The sequence below is a fragment of the Paractinoplanes hotanensis genome (assembly GCF_023717965.1).
Classification (GTDB): Bacteria; Actinomycetota; Actinomycetes; order Mycobacteriales; family Micromonosporaceae; genus Actinoplanes; species Actinoplanes polyasparticus.
This window is the reverse complement of the sequence record NZ_JAMQOL010000030.1, coordinates 112,638-131,264: the sequence shown is the minus strand read 5'-3', so window position 1 is coordinate 131,264 and position 18,627 is coordinate 112,638. Positions and strand designations below refer to the sequence as shown.

The window sequence follows — 18,627 nt, the reverse complement described above, 5'->3', positions numbered from 1 at the left end:
GGCTGGCCGGAAAGTACACGGCGCAAAGTGGGCAATCCGGGTTGTCCACAGGGTTGCCGGTCGTGATTTGCCGAACAGCTGGAGGCGGCCGCGCGGTGGTATGCCACGCGGCCGTCGGCCGAATGAGGTGCTTACAGGACTGACTGGGCCAGCTTGTCGGGGTTGCCGAAGCGGTGGGCCGTGATGCTGACCGCCTGCTCGCGCAGGAACGGCAGCATCTCGACGCGGCCCGCCTCGGTCACGGGGTGCGACCAGACTGCCAGGTCGGGGCGCCCGCCGGTGGCCCGGGCCAATGCTTCGGGCGAACCGCCGACCAGCCGTACGCGGTTGACGCCCCGCAGACCGGCCGCGAACGTCGCGTCATCCTCGATCCGTACGTCGACCGGCAGGTCAACCGGCAAGGAGGAGGCGGTCGAGACCCGGAACGGCGCGCCCGCGCGCAGACCCGCGGCGACGACCCGCAGCAGCTCGGCGACCGAACCGCCGGGAGCCAGCCGCACCTCGACCGGCACCGGCAGGTAGCGCAGCACGTTGCGCTCGGCCCAGAGCCCGGACACGTCCGCCGTCGTACCGAAAGAGGACGCCCACGCCGCGGCGTCGCTGTGGGCCGCGCGCTCGAGCATCGGGTCGTTGCCGGCCGCTGTGAGCAGCGTCCGCACCGCAACGTTATCGATCTTGGCAGAAGAGGACGACGAGGCCGACTGCCAGCCGGTGAGGCCGACCAGGTAGTTCGGGCCGCCCGCCTTGGTGCCGGGACCGACCGCCGAGCGCTTCCAGCCACCGAACGGCTGGCGGCGCACGATCGCGCCGGTGATGCCGCGGTTCACGTACAGGTTGCCCGCCTGCACCCGGTCGAGCCAGAGCGCCAGCTCGTCCGGGTCGAGCGAGTGCAGACCCGAGGTGAGGCCGAAGTCGACGTCGTTGACCAGGTCGATCGCCTCGTCGAGGGTCTCGGCGGTCATGACGCCGAGGATCGGGCCGAAGTACTCGGTGCGGTGGTAGTCCGACCCGCGGGTCACGCCGTCGCGGATGCCCGGGCTCCACAGCCGGCCGGTGTCGTCCAGCGACTTCGGCTCGAGCAGCCACGACTCGCCCGGGCCGAGCTCGGTCAGGCCGTCCAGCAGCTTGCCCGCGGCCGGCTCGATCACCGGACCGACCTGGCTGCGCGGGTCCGACGGCCAGCCCACGGTCAGCGAGCAGGCGGCGTCGAGCAGCTGGTGGCGGAAGCGCTCGGACCGGGCCACCGAGCCGACCAGGACGACCAGCGACGCGGCCGAGCACTTCTGGCCGGCGTGCCCGAAGGCGGAGGTGACGACGTCCTTGACGGCCAGGTCGAGGTCGGCGCTGGGGGTCACGATGATGGCGTTCTTGCCGCTGGTCTCGGCCAGCAGCGGCAGGTCGGCCCGGAACGAGCGGAACAGCTCGGCCGTCTCGTAGGCGCCGGTCAGAATGACCCGGTCGACCAGCGCGTGGCTGATCAGCTGCTTGCCGAGCGCCCGCTCCTCGACCTGGATCAGGGTGAGCAGGTCGGCGTCGGGCAGCACCGGCTTGATGATGCTCGCCAGCACGGCGCCGCAGCGCTCGGCCGGACCGGCCGGCTTGAGGGCGACCGCGGAACCGGCGGCCAGGGCGGCCAGCACGGAGCCGGCCGGGATCGCCACCGGGAAGTTCCACGGCGGCGTGACCAGGGTGAGCTTCTCGGGCACGGCGACCGCGCCGTCGACGGTGTCGAGACCGGCGGCCAGCTCGCCGTAGTAGTGCGCGAAGTCGACGGCCTCGGAGATCTCGGGGTCGGCCTGATCGGCCGTCTTGCCGGCCTCGGACGCCATGACCTCGAGCAGGTCGGCCCGGTGGGCTTCGAGGGCCTCGCCGATCCGGTGCAGGACGGCGCCGCGCTCGGCGCCGGTCAGCGCGCCCCACGCCGTGGCGGCGGCAGCCGCCGCTCCGAGGCGGTCGTCGAGGCGGCGCTCGTCGGTGACCCGGGCGGCGTTGATGGTGTCCACGCCCAGCGTCGACGTGGGCGCCTTCGTCAGGGTCGCGCGGACCCAGGCGCGGTTGTCCGCGATGGCCGGATCGGTGTCGGGGGTGTTCGCGAAGTGCCCGGTCTCGATGGCGGGCCGGACGGCGACGCGACGCGGGGCGGGCACCTCGTCGTCCACCTGCTCGAGGGAAGCCAGGAAACGGTCGCGCTCGCGGGCGAACAGCTCGGAGTCGCTGTCCAGCTCGAACACCGCCGACATGAAGTTGTCGCTGCTCGCGCCCTCTTCGAGGCGGCGGATGAGGTAGGCGATGGCGACGTCGAACTGCTCCGGCCGTACGACCGGGGTGTAGAGCAGCAGCCCGCCGACCTCACGCCGGACCACCTCGGCCTGGCCCTCGGCCATGCCGAGCAGCATCTCGAACTCGATGCCCGCGCGCACCCCGCGGCGACCGGCCAGCAGCCACGCGTACGCGATGTCGAAGAGGTTGTGACCGGCCACGCCCAGCCGCACGTTGCCGATGCGGTCGGGGTGCAGCGCGTAGCCGAGCACCCGCTTGTAGTTGGTGTCGGTCTCCTGCTTGCTGCCCCAGGTGGCCAGCGGCCAGCCGTGCACGGTCGCCTCGACCTGCTCCATCGGCAGGTTGGCCCCCTTGACCAGGCGCACCTTGATGCCGGCGCCCCCGTCGGCCCGGCGCCCGGCCGACCAATCCTGCAGGCGGATCATCGCGGCGAGCGCGTCCGGCAGGTAGGCCTGCAGCACGATGCCGGCCTCGAGGTCGCGCAGCTCGGGCTTGTCGAGGAGGCGGGTGAAGACCGCGATCGTGAGGTCGAGGTCCTTGTACTCCTCCATGTCGAGGTTGACGAACTTGCGCGTACGGGCGGTGGCGGCCAGCGTGAACAGCGGCGTGAGCTGCTCGACGATCTCGGTGACGGCCTCGTCGAACGCCCACGGGTTGTGCGGGGCGACGGTCGACGACACCTTGATCGACACGTAGTCGACGTCGTCGCGGCCGAGCAGCCGTTCGGTCTCGCGCAGCCGGCGGGTCGCCTCGCCGCGGCCGAGCACCGCCTCGCCGAGCAGGTTGACGTTCAGGCGTACGTCCCGGCGCTTGATCTTCGCGATGGCCCGGCCCAGCTTGGCGTCGGTGGCGTCGACGACGAGGTGGCCGACCATGCGGCGCAGTACGCGGCGGGCGATCGGCACGACCACGCCGGGCAGGACCGGGGCGAGCGCGCCGCCGAGCCGCACCGCGCCGCGCAGGGGAGCGGGCAGGAAGCGGGGAACATCGGGCGCGAGCGCGTGCAGGGCGCGGGCGCTGACCCGGACGTCCTCGGGGCGCACGACGCCGTCGACGAAGCCGACCGCGAACGCGAGGCCCTTCGGGTCGCGCAGCAGGCCGGCCAGCTGCGCCGCCGAGGCGGTGGGCTTGATGGTGGAAGCCTCGTGCAGCCAGCGCCGGACCAGGGCGATGGCCTCATCAGCGAGTTCGGCGTGCTCGACCTTCTCGGCCGGCGACTGGGCGACATCAGACATGCCGAAAGTGTCCTTCCGGGTTCCGTTCAGGAAAAGCGACGGTTTTCGACGAGTACTCTTCAGTTTTGCTTAATCTTCCCGCGGAGGTCGACGTGCTGGAGATCCGCCGCCTGGTGCTGCTGCGCGAACTGGCCGTCCGGGGCACGATCGCGGCCGTCGCCGAGGCGCTCAACTTCTCGCCGTCGGCGGTGTCGCAGCAGCTCAGCCAGCTCGAGAAGGAGGCCGGCATGCCGCTGCTGCGCAAGTCCGGCCGAGGTGTCCAGCTGACCCCGCAGGCCGAGGTGCTGGTCGGCTCGGTGGGCGAGGTGCTCGACACGCTGGAGCGGGCCGAGGCCCGGCTGCAGGCCTCGACCGCGACGGTCAGCGGCCGGGTGCGCGTGGCCGTCTTCCAATCGGCCGCGCTGGCCCTCATGCCGGCGACTCTGCTGGCCATGGCCACCCGCTTTCCCGACGTACGGGTCGAGATGGTGCAACGCGAGCCCGAACAGGCACTGCGCGAGACCTGGGCCCGCGACTTCGACATGGTTATCGCCGAGCAATACCCGGCCCACGCCGCGCCACACCACCCCGGCCTCGACCGCCGCCCGCTGACCACCGACGCGATCCGCCTCGCCCTGCCCGCCCCCGGCGCGGCGCTGCACCCGGTGGCGTCGCTCGACGAGGCCCGCCACATGCCGTGGGTGATGGAGCCGCGCGGCACCGCGTCCCGCCACTTCGCCGAGCAACTGTGCCGCTCCACCGGCTTCGAACCGGACGTCCGCTACGAGACCGCCGACCTGCAGGCTCACATCCGCCTCGTCGAGTCCGGCAACGCCGTGGCCCTGATCCCCGACCTGGTCTGGGCCGGCCGCGACACCTCCTGCCGCCTGCTGGACCTCCCCGACCTTCCGCGCCGCACCATCTTCACCGCGCAGCGCCTCTCCGGCGCCGCCTCCCCGGCCGCGCGGGCCCTGCGCGAAACGCTGGAACGGGTGGCGGGTTAGCCGCCGTCCGCCGGGCGCGTCACCGCGGTGCGAGCGAGCTTGTCGTGCAGGGCCTGGCGCCGCCGGTCCACCAGCAGCCAGGCCGCGCCGACCGGGAAATAGGCCAGCACGACGGCCCGAAGCAGCGCGGCCGGCCAGCGCAGCGGGCGACCGTCGAGGGTGACCACCCGCAACCCGAGCAGGGCCATGCCCGGGGTGCGCCCGGCCAGCGCCCAGAAGAGGGTGCAGCCGGCCGCGAACACCATGGGCAGGCCGAGGGCGTACGTCGCGGCGAGCAGCCGGGCCAGTCCTTCGAGGGGAGCGCCGCCGACCTGGGCGACCAGCGCCACCGTGGCGATGGCGCCGGTGGCGGCGGCCACGAGCAGCAGGGCGTCGACCAGATAGGCGAGCAGCCGGCTGATCGCGCCGGCATAGGTCACCGCCGGTCGCCGGGCGGCGCGGATGGAACCCCGGGCGTCGCGGACGGAATCTCGCCGTTGGCGGGCACGGGCGCGACGGTGGGCTCGTTCACCGGCGGCGGCGCGACCGGCGCCTCACCGATCCGCGCCGGGCGGGTCCTGCCCCACCTCATCCGCGAGGTCATCCGGTCGACGGCGTCGTCACCGGCGGCCGCTCCGGTGCGGATCCGGCCGACCAACTCGTCCACCATCGAGTCGCGCTGCCCGCGCACGAGCGGCTGGATGCGTTCCGCCTCCTGCTCGAGCAGCGTCAGCACATCGTCGAGCACGGTGCGCACGAGTGGCCGCAGGATCCGGGAGACCTGAGCATCCACCACCCGGTCGACCAGCGGCGAAGTGGCCACAGTGTCGACCGCGGCTGCCACTGCGGACGCCATCCGGCTCCGCCGGCTCGACACGGTGGCCGCCGCACGGCTCCGCTGTTCGGCCATGGTCTCGGCTGCTCGGCCGCGCTCGGCTGCTCCCTGCTCCGCCAGCTCGCCGGCCCAGCGCCGCAAGCCGGCCGCGCTGCCGTCCACCCGTACGCGGACCGCCGTGCCCGCGTCCACCGCGCCCCGCACCAGCCGGGCCCCCGCGCCGATCGCGGCGTCTCCCCATCCGACCGGGCCGGCTGTCGGCTCATCGGCAGTTGGCTGCTGGGCTGTCGGCTCCAGGATCGGGTCGTTCGCCGCCGGCTCCTGGCCGGAGAAACCGAGCATCGTGGACCTCCAGCTACCCGGGCCGGTGTTCCCGGCCGCCGCGGCTATGGTCCCTCCGGCGTTCCGCCCGCACCTCATCTGTCGAGGATGAGTGCCCGGAGCCATCCGCCGGGGACGAATGACCGCGGCGGACGGCGGGCGCCCGCCTCGGGTCACGGTCAGGAGACCGTCACGATCGCCCAGTGACAGATGTTCTTCCAGTAGTTGCCGGGGATGACGTTGTGGTGGGTGGCGAGGTAAGCGCCCGTCACCAGGTCGTAGTAGACGACCGTGGCAACCCCTCCGGGAAAGATCCGGAATCGGTCCACGGGGTCGGCCGCGTTCTGGTTGGTGGTCTCGCCCGCGATGATGGTGGCGGTATAGCCGTACTTGCGCTGGTATCCCACGATCCCGACGCTGGGCGTAGCGTTCGACAGCAGACCGGTGCAGGCCGCAGCGCTGGCCGCGGTGGCTCCGGTGACCACGACGGGCACGGAGCAGAGCGAGGCGAGAAGGGTCAGCAGAACCCCTCGGCGTACGTTCCGGTGGCGAATCATCCGGTGTTCCTCCGTTTCTGTTTCGGCGATGCAGCCACCGTAGGACCACAGTGGACCGGCCTCGACGATCTGGCCGGAAGCGGCCATCCATCGATGCTTCTTCCTACAGCTCCCATCGTTTGAATAGGCTTCGGTGCATGCTTTGATCGTTTTCGATGCTCGCGACCGCAGTTCTTGCTGTGGCCCTCAGTGGCTGCGGGGACTCCTCCCCAGGTTCCGCCCCCGGTAGGGGAAGGTCGCCACCGGTCTGCGGTGAGCCCGGACGACGAGCGCGGTCGCCGGGGCGGTGCGACGATGCAGGGATGGTCTACCCGTTCCGTCCTGGTCCCGAGGTCGGCGGCCCGGCCGGTGAGTCGTACGCGGTGGCGCTCGTCCGATCGGCCGACGCGGCCGGCGTGACCGGGTTGTTGCGGCGGCTGCGGTTCACCGGGTGGATCGCGCCGGTGCAGGACGGGTGGCTGCCGGTGGTGGCGGTTCCCGGCGACGGCGCTGTCGCCTCCGGGCGGCGGGGGATCGTCGGCGTCGGGGAGGCGCTGGCCGGGGGGCTCGGCGCGTCCGTGCTGGTGGCGCGGGTGCTGGCCGATCGGCAGCTGGCCCTGGTGGCCTGGGCGGACGGCGAGGAGGCCGGGCGCTACGTCAGCGACCCGGCGCGCGAACCGGGGGCCGAGGAGGACGTCCTGGACGATCCGCTCGGTCTGGAGGACGTCGCCTCGATCGCCGCGGTGGCGGGGCATCCCGAGCGGGGCGGTGAGCTGACCGAGGTGTTGCGGGAGCCGCTCGACCCGGACAGTGTCATCGAGTCCGAGCGGCTGTCGCGGGTGCTGCGGCTGCTGGGCCTGCCGACGTGGCTGGTCGCCGTGGCCGCGCTGCCCCGCGACATCCCCACCGGACCGGGCGCACGCGAGCTGGCCCGCCTGGGGGTCGGCCGATCGGGGCCGGCCGCGGTGATTCTGCCCCGGATGATCCGGCGGCGTCGCCGCCCGCCGCCCGTCTTCGCCGACCCGCCGCAGGGCAGCTCCGGGATGGACCTCTGGCTCATGTGAGCCCGGTGAGGAGCGCCGCCGGCGTGGGCGCCAGGCTTGCGAATCACGCGCTACGGGGCAGAACCGATCCGTGGCGCGCGACCCCGCCAGGTCACGCGCCACGGAAGAGGAGAGCCGGCGCCAGGTCAGGCGGCGGAGCGGAGCGGGACCTGGCCGGCGCGCAGGACGTTCGCCGGGTCGTAGCGCTCGGCCAGCGACGTCAGCCGGGCCAGGGTCGCCGGGTCGTACGAGCGGGCGATCCGCTCCTGGCCGGCCGCAGCGCCGTGGTTGGGCAGGGCCCCGCCCGTGGCCCACGGGGCGAGCGCCGAGCGCAGTGCGGCGGCGTGCGGGACGATCGCCTCGGCGACGGGCGGCGCGGGGACGCCGATGATGGTCAGGACGAACGCCGCGTCGCGGTGGCAGAGGGCGCTCGGGTGCGCCGGCTCGGCGGCCAGCGCGCCGCCCAGCTGGCGCAGCTCGACGATCACCTGCGGCGAGCGGGCGTCCGGGCCGGCCACGGCCAGCAGGGCGTCCACGGCCTCGGCGGGCAGCGACGACAGCAGGTCGGTCTCCTCGAGCGCGGGCATCGGGCCGGGCGGGTCGGCGTGCACCATGCCGATGGCCGCGTACGGGATGGTCCGAACGGCGTCGATGAGAGGCGCCGCGGCCGCCCGCAGGGGAGCGAGCACGGCTTCCCCGGACTCCGGGGTCCCGGTCCAGGCGAATCGCACTGCGACCGTGAAGGTGCCGGCCAGGGGCTCGGGCACGCCCGGCATCGGCGGCAGCTGCAGCAGCGCGAGCGACGTGGTCGCCTCGGGCGGCAGGGCGGACGACCACTCCCGCCATCGGTGCATGACCACGGAGGCGTCGGCGCCGGCGAAGTAGAGCGCCCCGGCGTACAACGACGGCAACGGCACCAGGTCGAACTCGAGCGCCGTGACGACACCCAGCGCCCCCTTGCCGCCGCGCACTCCCCAGAACAGCTCGGGCTCGTCGACCGCTGTCACCCGGCGGGCCACGCCGTCGCCGGTGACGATCTCGATGGCGCGTACGCGGTCGGAAGCCCAGCCGAAGGTGCGAGCGACCGGGCCGAGCCCGCCGCCGGTGGTGTAGCCGACGACGCCCACGCCGGTGGCGGAGCCGCACAGCGGGGCCAGACCGTGCGGGGCGGCCGCGTCGAGCACCTGCTGCCAGCGCACCCCGGCGCCGACCCGCGCCCACCCGTCGGGGTGCACGACGCACTCGTCGAGACGCCGGGTGTGCAGGAGGATCGCGCCGTCGAGCGGGCCGGCCAGGCCGTGCCCGGTGGCCTGCACGGCGACCGCCCGTCCGGTCGCGGCGGCGAAGCGCACGGCCTCGGCGACATCCCGCGCGTCGCGGGCTTCGACGACGGCCGCGGGTGTCGCGGCGATCGCGACGTTGAATCCGGTCGCCAGCTCGGCGTAGAGCGGCTCCCCGGGCACGGCGAGTGCCCCGGTGAGCCGGCGACGGAGCGCCTCGAACGTTTCGACGGCGGTGGTCATGGTGGTCCCTTCCGGTCTGCTATGTGGCGACACCGGGGACTCTGACCGAGCCCACTTGCGATCGGCTTAAGGCTCGCCTGGGAAATTCTTGCGGGCGCCGGCTCCGATCGCGCCGCATTGTCGATTTCGCGGGACGTCGTGCGACGACCGGATGACATCCATGATGAGTCCGGGAGGTACGGATGAAGTACGCGCTGCTGATCTACCAGACCGAGAAGAACTGGGCCGAAGCCGACGAGGAACAGAGGCGCCAGGCGTACGAGGCGCACGGCCGGTTCGCCGCCCTGCTGAAGGAGCGGGGCGCCGACCGGGGCGGCGAGGAGCTCGCGCTCTCCGGCACGGCCACGACCATCCGCCCCGGCGGCCTGCTCACCGATGGTCCGTACGCCGAGACAGCCGAGCAGTTGGGCGGCTTCTACCTGGTCGAGGCGCGCGACCTCGACGAGGCGCTCGAGTTCGGGCACGCCCTCGCCGAGTTGGGTGACATCGTCGAGGTGCGGCCGGTGGTCGCGTACGAATGAGCGCCGTCGAGGCCGCCTTCCGCGAGCACCGGGGACCGCTGCTGGCCACCCTGGTCGCCGAGCTGCGCAGCTTCGACCTGGCCGAGGACGCGTTGCAGGACGCCTTCGCCGCCGCCACCAGCCAATGGCCGGGCGAGGGCGTCCCGCAACGCCCGGCGGCCTGGCTGCTGTCGGTGGCCCGGCGCCGCGCCGTCGACCGCCGCCGCCGCGACGAGACCCTGCTTCGCTACCTCCCACGACTGATCACCCCGGAGGCAGCGCTCTCCACGCGAGAGGCGGAGGACGATTCCGTGCAACTGCTCTTCGCCTGTTGCCATCCCGCGCTCGCCCTCGAGGCCCGCGTCGCCCTGACCCTGCGCTTCGTGGCCGGGCTGACGGTTCCCGAGATCGCCCGCCTCTTCCTGGTGAACGAGCCGGCCATGGCCGCCCGGATCACCCGGGCCAAGCAGAAGATCCGTGCCGCCGGGATACCGCTCGGTGTGCCGTCGCCCGACGACCTGCCGGTCCGGGCCGAGGGCGTTCTCGCCGTGCTCTACCTGCTGTTCACCGAGGGGTACCGGTCGCACCGGCACGAACTGGCGGCCGAAGCGATCCGGATCTGCCGGCTGATGCCGCCCGCACCCGAGACGACCGCGCTGCTGGCACTCATGCTGCTGCAGCACTCGCGCCGGCACGCCCGATTGTCCGACGGTCATATTGTCCTACTGCCGGACCAGGACCGTGGCCGGTGGGACGACCGCGACATCGTCGAGGCGCTCACCCTGCTCGACGCGCCGGCGCCCGTCGGGCCGTACCGCCTGCAGGCTCGGATCGCCGCCCACCACGCCGTCGCCCGGCAGGCCGCCGACACCGACTGGCCGGCGATCGCCGCGCTCTATGCGCGCCTCGAGGATCTGACCGGCTCACCCGTCGTGCGCCTCAACCGAGCCGTCGCCGTCGCCGAGGCCGAAGGCCCGGCCGCCGCGCTCGATCTGCTCGATGTCGACCTGCCCGGCAACCATCACCTGCCGGCCGCCCGGGCCGAGATGCTCCTGCGACTCGGCCGGACTGCCGCGGCAACGGAACAGTTCGACATCGCCTTGGCGCTGGCCCTGACCGACACGGAGCGTGACCACCTCCGGCGGCGTCGGGAAAGCGCTCCCGGTACCGGTACCGGGTGATCGCCGGTACCGGTTCCGGCGTCCGAACATCCGTTCCCCGGGGCCATTCGGGCAAGGTGCGTTCCGGAACCGCGGCGAGATGTCCGATGCCTGTGCGAATGCCGCACCCGGCGCCCGTTCCGGTCCTTGACATGTCGATGTGTCTATTGCTTGCTGTGATCCAGTTTGTTGCTCCCCCGTTAACGGAAGGGACCTTCCCGCATGACGACAAACGCCGGGCGGCCGTCCGGTCGCCGGCAACTGCGACGGATTTTCGCCGTTGGGCTCGCCACGGTCACCGTGGGTGCGCTCACCAGCGTGCCCGCCGCCGCAGCCCCCACCGCAATTCCGGCCGCCAGCGCGGCCACCCCCCGATTCGGCGCCAACGTCACCATTTTCGACCCGAGCATGCCGGTCGCCGACATTCAGGCGAAGCTCGACGCCGCGTACGCGCAGCAGGTCAACGCCGAAATGGGAACCAACCGGTACGCCTTCCTGTTCAAGCCGGGCACCTATGGCACCGATGCCCAGCCGCTGCAGATCAAGGTCGGTTACTACACCGAGGTCTCCGGCCTCGGCGCTTCCCCGAACGACGTGGTGATCAACGGCAAGGTGGAGGTCTACAACCGCTGCCTCACCGAGAACGGCACCGCGAACTGCCTCGCGCTGGTCAACTTCTGGCGCACGCTGTCGAACCTCTCCATCAAGGTCAACGGAGCGGGCCAGGACGGGTGCCGGGCCGGCGCCAACTTCTGGGCCGTCTCGCAGGCCGTGTCGCTGCGCCGGCTCAACGTCGACGGCGGCTTCACGCTGATGGACTACTGCACTGCCGGTCCGCAGTACGCCAGTGGTGGTTTCATCGCCGACTCGCAGTTCGGCGGCGTCACCAACGGTTCGCAGCAGCAGTGGCTGACCCGCAACAGCAAGGTCGGCAACTGGTCCAACGCGGTGTGGAACCAGGTGTTCGCCGGCGTCGAGGGCGCGCCGGACGACGCGACGTTCCCCGACCCGCCGTACACGACCCTGGAGAAGACCCCGCTCAGCCGGGAGAAGCCGTTCCTGTTCGTGGACGCGAAGGGCAAGTACGCCGTCCGCGTGCCGAGCGCGCACCGCAACACCAGCGGTGTGAGCTGGGACGAGAACCTCACCAGCGGCCGGACGCTCCCGCTGAGCGACTTCTTCGTCGCGAAGCCGTCCGACCCCGAGTGGCTGATCAACGCGAACCTCCTGCTCGGCAAGAACCTGCTGTTCACGCCGGGCGTCTACAACATCGATCAGACCATCCACGTGCTGCGGCCGAACCAGGTCGTGCTCGGGATCGGCCACGCCACGCTGACCGCGGTCAACGGGGCCACGCCGATCAAGGTGGCCGACGTCCCCGGTGTGATCATCGCGGGTGTCACGATCGACGCGGGTCTCAAGGAGTCGAAGAACCTGCTGCAGGTCGGCAACAAGAACGGGCTGGGCATCAGCTCGGCCGCGAACCCGACCACGCTGTCGGACGTCTACTTCCGGGTGGGCGGCCCGCACATCGGCAAGGTCGACACCGCGCTCGAGGTGAACAGCGACAACGTGCTGATCGACCACACCTGGGTGTGGCGCGGTGACCACGGCGTCGAGGGCTTCACCGAGGGCGTGAACGGCGACACCCAGCGGTGGCGCACCAACACCGGCCGCTACGGCGCCGTCATCAACGGCGACAACGTGACCGCAACGGGCCTGTTCGTCGAGCACTTCCAGAAGTACAACACCATCTGGAACGGCGAAAAGGGCGTCACGGTGCTCTACCAGAACGAGTTGCCGTACGACCCGCCGACGCAGGCGGACTGGATGAACGGCAACGTCAAGGGCTACGCCGGGTACAAGGTCGGAGACAAGGTCAGGAACCACACGCTGTACGGCGCGGGGGTCTACGTCTTCAACCAGAACAACCCGGCCATCGAGACCGAGAACGGTTTCGAGGTGCCGAAGCGCCCCGGTGTGAAGCTGCACCACATCATGACCGTCAACCTCAGCGCCGGCGTGATCAACCACGTCGTCAACGGGGAGGGCGCGGCCGCCGACATGACCAAGGTCGGACAGCCGGTGTTCGTGACGGACTATCCGGCGCCGTGACGATCGGATGAGGAAAGGCCGGAACCCTCTCGGGGAGTTCCGGCCTTTTCCACGTTCAGGGGAAGGATGCCTCCTGGCGGGGTAGGCACCCGTCCCGTTCGCCATTCTGCCCCCGCCCAGCCGTTTCGGCATTGTCCGAACAGCTCAGGATGCTGCGGCTTTACGACAGTGCGGTTCCCATTTCGCGCATGGCGTGCAAGACCACGGCGGTGTCGCCGGGCGCGGCCCGCCCCGGCACGGCGATCGACCACCTCACGCCCGGTGTGCGCGCGACAACCCGGTCGACAACGTCCTGAAGATCCATAGGATCATTCTCGTGCCTCTCCTCGACGACCTCCTGACCCGCGCGACGGCCGACCCCAGAGTCGCCGCCGTGATCCTCACCGGTTCGCATGCCCGCGGCCTGGCCACCGAGCACTCCGACGTCGACGTGATCGTGGTCGTCACCGCCCCCGCGGATGCCTGGCAGCGTGATCGCTCGCCGGAGCTGGACCTCGGCGTGCTCACCCCGGAGCAGCTGGCCGACACGTCGGTGCGGTGGCCACGGTACGGCTTCCGCGGTGCCCAGGTGCTGCTCGACCGGGGCGGCGTGGCGGCCCTGGTCGAACGCCAGGCCGTCCCGACCGCGGACGAGGCCCGCTCGTGGGCGCGGGAGGCCCTCGACGGGTACGTGAATCAGCTCTACCGAGCCGTCAAGAGCCGCCGCGACGGACACCCGGAGGCCGCCCTGATGGACGAGCGCGAGAGCGTCCCGTGGCTGCTGGAAACGGTGTTCGCCCTGCACGGCCGGATCCGCCCGTACAACAAGTACCTGGAGTGGGAGCTGGCCACCCACCCGCTGCCGGACCCGTGGAACGAAGCCCTGGCGCCGGCCCACGTGGCCGACCACCCGGTCGAGCTGTTTCCGGCCGTGGCCGAGCTGGCCCTCGCCCACGGCCACGGCGACGTCCTCGACGAGTGGGGCGCCGACATCGACCTCATCCTGTCCCGAGCGCTCTGACCAGGAACCGGCACGGGGCGGCCACCTCGTGGCGGACGCCCGCGTTCTCGCCGATCGCTCCACAGGGGAATCGTCGATCAACGCGGCACCCGGGTAACAACAGCCGGGCGGCCGGACAGGTAGGGGTGTGACGACACTGCAACCCGATCGGGAGGGGCGCTTCCGGGCGCTCTATGCCGACGCGTACGCCGACGTCCTGGCCTTCGCTCAGCGCCGCGGGCACCCGGACCAGGCCGAGGACGTTGTCGCTGAGGCCTTCCTGGTGGTGTGGCGGCGGTTCGACGACGCGCCCCGGCGACGGGACGACGCCCGCGCCTGGGTGTTCGGCATCGTCCGGCACTGCCTGCTCAACGCCCGCCGTGGGCAGGGCCGCCAAGATGCCCTCGAGGTCCGCGTCGCGTCCGCCTCGAGAAACGAGCCGGGCGAGCCCTCGGCCGAGCTGATCGACCTGGCGGCCGCGTGGCGGCGGCTGCGCCCGGCCGAGCAGGAGGTCCTGGCCCTGACCGTGTTCGAGGATCTGACCTCGGCGCAGGCGGCCCGTGTGCTCGGCATCAGCGCCGCGACCTACCGGATCCGGCTCATGCGCGCCCGCCGGGCCCTGCGCGGCCATCTCGCCCCGGGCGCCTTTCTCACCGAGCTCATGGAGGCCCAGTCGTGAAGTCGCTGCGAGCCCTGGACATCGCCACCGCACCCACCTTCGAGCAGTACGAGCGGGCCGCCACCACTCTGGACCGCATCGTCGCCACTCCACCCGATCCGCCCCGCCGCTTCGCCGGGCGAAGGGGCTGGATGCTGATTCCGGCCGTGGCCGCCGCGGTTGCCGTCGTGCTGGCGGTAGCGCCGTGGGGCGGCGACGGCCGCGCGTACGCCACGTGGACAGCGGTCCCCATGCCACTGACCTCGGCCGAGACCGGGCTGGTCGGTGCGGCCTGCCAGGACGATTTGCGCATCTACCGTGCGCTGGACCTCGATCGGGCCGAACTGGTGCTGGCCGAACGCCGGGGCGAATACGTGGCGATGGTCTACCGCTACGACAACCCGGCATCGGAGGCGTCCTGCCTGGCCCGCAATCTGCCCGGCACCGACGACGTCGACGAGGTGAAGACGACCGCCTCCGGCAGTTCCGGCCCGTTCGAGAAGGCTCCGGCGGGCCGGTTCATGGAAGGGGCCCTCTCAGTCTTCCCCGAAGGCGTTTCGATCACCGAGGGGGCGGCCGGGCCGGGAGTGGCGGGTCTGACCATCCACACCGAGGGCATATCCGTGCAGGCGACGGTCCACAACGGCCGTTGGGTCGCGTGGTGGCCGGGCCGGGCGCTGGTCGAGGACGGCAACGGCAAGTGGCGTGACGTGCCGCGCACCTACGACGTGCTGCTGAACGACGGCCGGATCCTCAGGGACGCGCGGCCGGCGCGTTGACGGCGTCATGCGGCCAGGGAGTGGGCCACCCGGCGCAGGAACTCGTTGTTGGAGGACGTGCCGCGCAGCTGGTCGAGCAGCTGGCGCATCGCGTCGGGGGTGCCCAGCACGCGCCGCACCTGGGTGACGATCGCGAGTTCGGCGGGGGAGAGCAGGGTCTCGTCGTGGCGGGTGCCGGTCGAGGAGAGGTCGATCGCCGGGAAGACGCGGGCCTCGGCCAGCGAGCGGTCGAGCTTGAGCTCGGCGTTGCCGGTGCTCTTGAACTCCTCGAAGATCACCGTGTCCATGGCCGACCCGTTCTCGACCAGCGCCGTGGCGATGATGGTGAGCGAGCCGCCGCCGTCGATGTTGCGGGCTGCGCCCAGGAACCGCTTGGGCGGGTACAGCGCCGACGCGTCGAGGCCGCCGGAGAGCGTACGCCCCCGGCCCGGCGCGATCAGGTTGTAGGCGCGGCCCAGCCGGGTGATCGAGTCGAGCAGCAGGACGACGTCCCGGCCCTGCTCGACCAGGCGCTTGGCCCGCTCGACGGCGAGTTCGGCCAGCGCCGTGTGCTCGTGCGGGGGACGGTCGAACGTCGCCGCCACGACCTCGCCCCGCACCGTACGGCTGAAGTCCGTGACCTCCTCGGGCCGCTCGTCCACGAGCACGACCATCAGATGGGCCTCGGGGTTGTTGCGGGCGACGGCGTGGGCGATCTGCTTGAGGATCGTCGTCTTGCCGGCCTTGGGCGGCGCCACGATCAGCGCCCGCTGTCCCTTGCCGATCGGCATGGCCAGGTCGATGACGCGGGTGGTGAGCAGCTGCGGGTCGGTCTCGAGGCGCAGCCGCTCCTGCGGATAGAGCGCAGTCAGTTCGTAGAAGTCGGGCCGGCGGCCCATCGGCTGGTCGAGCTGCAGGGTGGCGGGTTTGCGTCCGGTCGTACGGGCGGTGCCGCTGATCCGGTCGCCGCGGCGCAGCCCGAGCCGCCGCACTTCGGCCATGTTCACCGGGATGTCGTTCTTGCCGGGCAGGTAGCCGTCGACGCGTAGCCAGGCGCGGTCGTCGACCACGTCGAGCAGGGCGTCGAAGGCGACGTCTTCGTAGGCCTGCGTGGTGCGGCCTCGGGTGGGTGTGACTGTCATGGGGGTACTCCTCAAGAGCCTGCGACACGCAGGGTGAGAGAAAACGCCGGGAGAGGCGCTGTAAGGAAGGCCGGAATGGTCTCGGCCGGATGTTCGCCCCGGGGGCTACCAGAACTGGTGCCACGCCCGGAGGCTGCGTTGAAGATAGCACGGGGTCGCGAGATGACATCCCGCCGACACGCCGAGTTTGCCCGGCGTACGCCTGCGCGGTATGGAATGCCTCGTGCACCACGCGAACCACTACTACGGCCACAGCCACGTCCTGGCCCGCTACTGCGGCCTCGACGACACCGATCCGCCCCGCCTGCACGGCTATCTGCAGCACGGCTGGAACATCGGCGACGGGATGGCCCCCGACCACGAGTACGTCCCGGGCGTCCCGAAGTTCGTCTGGTCGGAGCGGGTGCGGCGGCGGGCCTGGTCGCTCGGCCGGCGTGAGGTCTACGTGGTGGGCTCGCCGTGGGCGTACCTGCTCGCGATGGAACCGGAACCGGAACCGGCCGACGCGCCGCCGCGGCGGGGGACGCTGTTCTACCCGTTCCACGGCTGGGAGGGGCAGCACATCATCGGCAACCACGAGGGCCTGATCGAGGAGATCCGGGCCACCGAGGAAGGCCCGGTGACGGTGTGTCTCTACTGGCAGGAATACCGCGACAAGCGGGTGCGGGCCACGTACGAGCGGGCGGGCTTCCGGGTCATCTGCCACGGCTACCGGGGTGGCTGGTGGAAGGACCTCGACCCCGGATTCCTCTACCGTCAACTGGCTGAGCAGCGCCGGCATTCCCGGGTCGCGTCGAACCGGCTGTGCAGCGCGATCATGTACGGCACGCTGGCCGGCTGCGAGCCCGCGGTCTACGGCGACCCCATGCAGCTCGAGCGCGAGAAGTCGGCCTTCGGCGGTCAGGGGAGGATCGTACGGGAATGGGCGGACCTGCACGGACCTGTGCTGGACGTCTCCGTGGCGCGCCGGATCGCCACGGCCGAGCTGGGCGCTGACCGCCTGCTGCCCCCGGCCGAGCTGCGCCGCGTGCTCGGCTGGCCGTCCCTGCGTCACGATCCCGATTTCGAGCTGACCGGAGTGCTGACCCGATGACCACGCTGATCGGCGGCGAGATGCTCCTCTGGTCCGACCTCGACGGCAGCCACGGCCGCGATCCCGTCTCGGGCGAGGCGCTGCGGTCCCTGCTGTCACAACGCTTCGGCCGTACGCTGGTGGCCGGTCCGCACGCTCCCGAGCTGCTCGAGGCCCTGCCGCCCGCGCAGGTCACGGTGCTCGTGCGGGGCGCCGCCGACGCGGAGCTGCTGGCCGCCCGCGGGTCGACGGTCGTGTGCGGCAGCCTGGAGAAGCTGGCCGCGGTCCCCGCGTACGACACAGTGATCGCCCTGGACGGCCTCGACCGCCTCCACTCGGCCGAGGCCGAGCCGCACTCCTGGACCGAGACACTCGACCTCCTGCTGGCCGTCCTGAAACCCGGCGGCCGTCTGCTGCTGGGCGTGGAGAACCTGTTCGGCGTCCACCGCTTGACGGCCCTGCCGGCCACGCCCACCGACGCCGACTGGACGATCCCCGACGACCACGATCCGCAACGCCCGGCCGGCCACGCTCGGCTCCTCACCCACCTGACCCGCAGTGGTCTGCGCGTCCAGCGGGACTACGCCGCGTACCCGGGCTTGCCCTCACCGACCGTGCTGCTGAGCCGGGAGATCCAGGGTGACGCCGCGCTCGCCGGCGCCCTGGAAGCAGCGGTGGCCACCGCCGTCCAGCCCACCGCCGACGTGCTGACCGACCCCGTCCGCCTGGCCACCGCCGCCGTCCGCAACGGCCTGGCGACCGAGCTGGCCCCGGCCTGGGTGGTCATCGCGCACCGCGGCCCGGGCGCACCCCCGGATGCCGCCGCGCCGGACGCGGTGATCCACGGCCGGGAGTTCCGGCTCCCCGCCACCGAGCTGCCCCGCGGCCGCACTCTGGAGGACCACCTCTTGGCCGCCGCCCAGCGCCGCGACCTGCCCACCCTGCGCGACCTGCTCACCACCTGGCAGGCGTCACCCTGCGCGGGCGTGCCCGCCGCCCAGACCGTCGTCGGCGACAAAGGCGAACTCACCGCCCTGGCGCCGGCCGCAGATCCGCTCACCGCCCTGCGCACCTTCGCCGCCTCAGCGATCTCCGGCGGCTACGCCCCTCTGTGGCCGATCCGAGCCGACGAGGCCGAACTGACCGCCGTCCTGGCCGGCATGACCGGCCGCGAACTCGAACCGTCCGAGGTCCCGCCGGCGGACAAGCCCCGGGCGCACGCCGTCGGCGACCTGCTGGCCGACCGCGACCGCCTGACCCGCGAGTTGTCCGAGGCGAAGGCCAAGCACGAGTGGTACGAGCAGCTGCTGCTCCGCCGCGAGGCCGAGTTGAAGCGCGTACGCCAGATGAACGCGCTCCTCTCCGCGACAGTGCCCGGCAGGGCCGCCACCACGCTGGTCGGCGGCCTGCGAGCCGGAAAGCGGGCCATGCGTTCGGTGGTCCGCCGCACCCGCGGCAGCTGACGCCCGGACGTCGGGTCTGCTCCGCCCGGGGCCGGATGGCAAGAT

Annotated in this window: 17 protein-coding genes; 10 read left to right on the top strand and 7 right to left on the bottom strand. The window is 72.1% G+C overall.

The window, feature by feature from the left end:
* Window positions 1-131: 131 nt before the first annotated feature.
* Window positions 132-3,515 (bottom strand): bifunctional proline dehydrogenase/L-glutamate gamma-semialdehyde dehydrogenase, encoded by a 3,384-nt coding sequence (locus tag LXN57_RS22215; RefSeq protein ID WP_251800095.1) that lies wholly within the window; start codon window positions 3,513-3,515, stop codon window positions 132-134.
* A 65-nt stretch (window positions 3,516-3,580) separates the two neighbouring features.
* On the opposite strand from LXN57_RS22215, the gene LXN57_RS22210 reads away from it, so the two are divergent.
* Window positions 3,581-4,498 carry a LysR family transcriptional regulator gene (locus LXN57_RS22210; RefSeq protein WP_251800094.1) on the top strand — a complete coding sequence of 306 codons (918 nt, stop codon included), beginning with the start codon at window positions 3,581-3,583 and terminating at the stop codon, window positions 4,496-4,498.
* On the opposite strand, the gene LXN57_RS22205 is transcribed toward LXN57_RS22210, so the two are convergent.
* The 3 genes from LXN57_RS22205 to LXN57_RS22195 form a co-directional block, all read right to left on the bottom strand.
* Window positions 4,495-4,917, bottom strand: coding sequence for an RDD family protein (locus LXN57_RS22205; protein ID WP_251800093.1), 423 nt, complete (start codon window positions 4,915-4,917; stop codon window positions 4,495-4,497). The genes LXN57_RS22210 and LXN57_RS22205 overlap by 4 nt on opposite strands.
* Window positions 4,914-5,654 (bottom strand): hypothetical protein, encoded by a 741-nt coding sequence (locus LXN57_RS22200; protein ID WP_251800092.1) that lies wholly within the window; start codon window positions 5,652-5,654, stop codon window positions 4,914-4,916. Before LXN57_RS22200 ends, LXN57_RS22205 begins: the two co-directional genes overlap by 4 nt.
* 158 nt (window positions 5,655-5,812) lie before the next feature.
* A complete protein-coding gene (locus LXN57_RS22195; protein ID WP_251800091.1) occupies window positions 5,813-6,277 on the bottom strand; it encodes a hypothetical protein in 465 nt (154 codons plus the stop codon).
* A 215-nt stretch (window positions 6,278-6,492) separates the two neighbouring features.
* Here LXN57_RS22195 and LXN57_RS22190 point away from each other — a divergent pair, with 215 nt between their 5' ends.
* The gene (locus LXN57_RS22190; RefSeq protein ID WP_251800140.1) at window positions 6,493-7,233 is read left to right on the top strand and encodes a hypothetical protein; all 741 of its coding nucleotides are present in this window, start codon (window positions 6,493-6,495) and stop codon (window positions 7,231-7,233) included.
* A gap of 125 nt (window positions 7,234-7,358) precedes the next feature.
* Here LXN57_RS22190 and LXN57_RS22185 read toward each other — a convergent pair whose 3' ends face one another.
* Complete coding sequence (locus LXN57_RS22185) at window positions 7,359-8,735, bottom strand: FAD-binding oxidoreductase (protein WP_251800090.1); 1,377 nt, start codon at window positions 8,733-8,735, stop codon at window positions 7,359-7,361.
* Between the two features lie 182 nt (window positions 8,736-8,917).
* On the opposite strand from LXN57_RS22185, the gene LXN57_RS22180 reads away from it, so the two are divergent.
* From LXN57_RS22180 to LXN57_RS22170, 3 genes are all read left to right on the top strand, one after another.
* A complete protein-coding gene (locus LXN57_RS22180) occupies window positions 8,918-9,256 on the top strand; it encodes a YciI family protein (RefSeq protein WP_251800089.1) in 339 nt (112 codons plus the stop codon).
* Window positions 9,253-10,416 (top strand): RNA polymerase sigma factor, encoded by a 1,164-nt coding sequence (locus LXN57_RS22175; RefSeq protein WP_251800088.1) that lies wholly within the window; start codon window positions 9,253-9,255, stop codon window positions 10,414-10,416. Before LXN57_RS22180 ends, LXN57_RS22175 begins: the two co-directional genes overlap by 4 nt.
* A gap of 201 nt (window positions 10,417-10,617) precedes the next feature.
* Window positions 10,618-12,510: a pectate lyase-like domain-containing protein gene (locus LXN57_RS22170; protein ID WP_251800087.1), complete on the top strand. Its 1,893-nt coding sequence runs from the start codon at window positions 10,618-10,620 to the stop codon at window positions 12,508-12,510.
* A 160-nt stretch (window positions 12,511-12,670) separates the two neighbouring features.
* On the opposite strand, the gene LXN57_RS22165 is transcribed toward LXN57_RS22170, so the two are convergent.
* On the bottom strand, window positions 12,671-12,814 hold the full coding sequence (locus tag LXN57_RS22165) for a hypothetical protein (RefSeq protein WP_251800086.1): 144 nt from the start codon (window positions 12,812-12,814) through the stop codon (window positions 12,671-12,673).
* 12 nt (window positions 12,815-12,826) lie between these two features.
* Here LXN57_RS22165 and LXN57_RS22160 point away from each other — a divergent pair, with 12 nt between their 5' ends.
* The 3 genes from LXN57_RS22160 to LXN57_RS22150 all read left to right on the top strand — a co-directional run bounded on the left by LXN57_RS22160 (window position 12,827) and on the right by LXN57_RS22150 (window position 14,926).
* Window positions 12,827-13,510: a nucleotidyltransferase domain-containing protein gene (locus LXN57_RS22160; protein WP_251800085.1), complete on the top strand. Its 684-nt coding sequence runs from the start codon at window positions 12,827-12,829 to the stop codon at window positions 13,508-13,510.
* Window positions 13,511-13,637: 127 nt separating this feature from the next.
* The gene (locus LXN57_RS22155) at window positions 13,638-14,168 is read left to right on the top strand and encodes an RNA polymerase sigma factor (protein ID WP_251800084.1); all 531 of its coding nucleotides are present in this window, start codon (window positions 13,638-13,640) and stop codon (window positions 14,166-14,168) included.
* Complete coding sequence (locus LXN57_RS22150) at window positions 14,165-14,926, top strand: hypothetical protein (protein ID WP_251800083.1); 762 nt, start codon at window positions 14,165-14,167, stop codon at window positions 14,924-14,926. Before LXN57_RS22155 ends, LXN57_RS22150 begins: the two co-directional genes overlap by 4 nt.
* Window positions 14,927-14,931: 5 nt before the next feature.
* Here the strand turns inward: LXN57_RS22150 and rho are convergent, their stop codons facing one another.
* The gene (gene rho / locus LXN57_RS22145; protein ID WP_251800082.1) at window positions 14,932-16,047 is read right to left on the bottom strand and encodes a transcription termination factor Rho; all 1,116 of its coding nucleotides are present in this window, start codon (window positions 16,045-16,047) and stop codon (window positions 14,932-14,934) included.
* 223 nt (window positions 16,048-16,270) lie between these two features.
* On the opposite strand from rho, the gene LXN57_RS22140 reads away from it, so the two are divergent.
* Window positions 16,271-17,140: a hypothetical protein gene (locus LXN57_RS22140; RefSeq protein WP_251800081.1), complete on the top strand. Its 870-nt coding sequence runs from the start codon at window positions 16,271-16,273 to the stop codon at window positions 17,138-17,140.
* A complete protein-coding gene (locus LXN57_RS22135) occupies window positions 17,137-18,582 on the top strand; it encodes a class I SAM-dependent methyltransferase (protein ID WP_251800080.1) in 1,446 nt (481 codons plus the stop codon). Before LXN57_RS22140 ends, LXN57_RS22135 begins: the two co-directional genes overlap by 4 nt.
* Window positions 18,583-18,627: the final 45 nt, after the last annotated feature.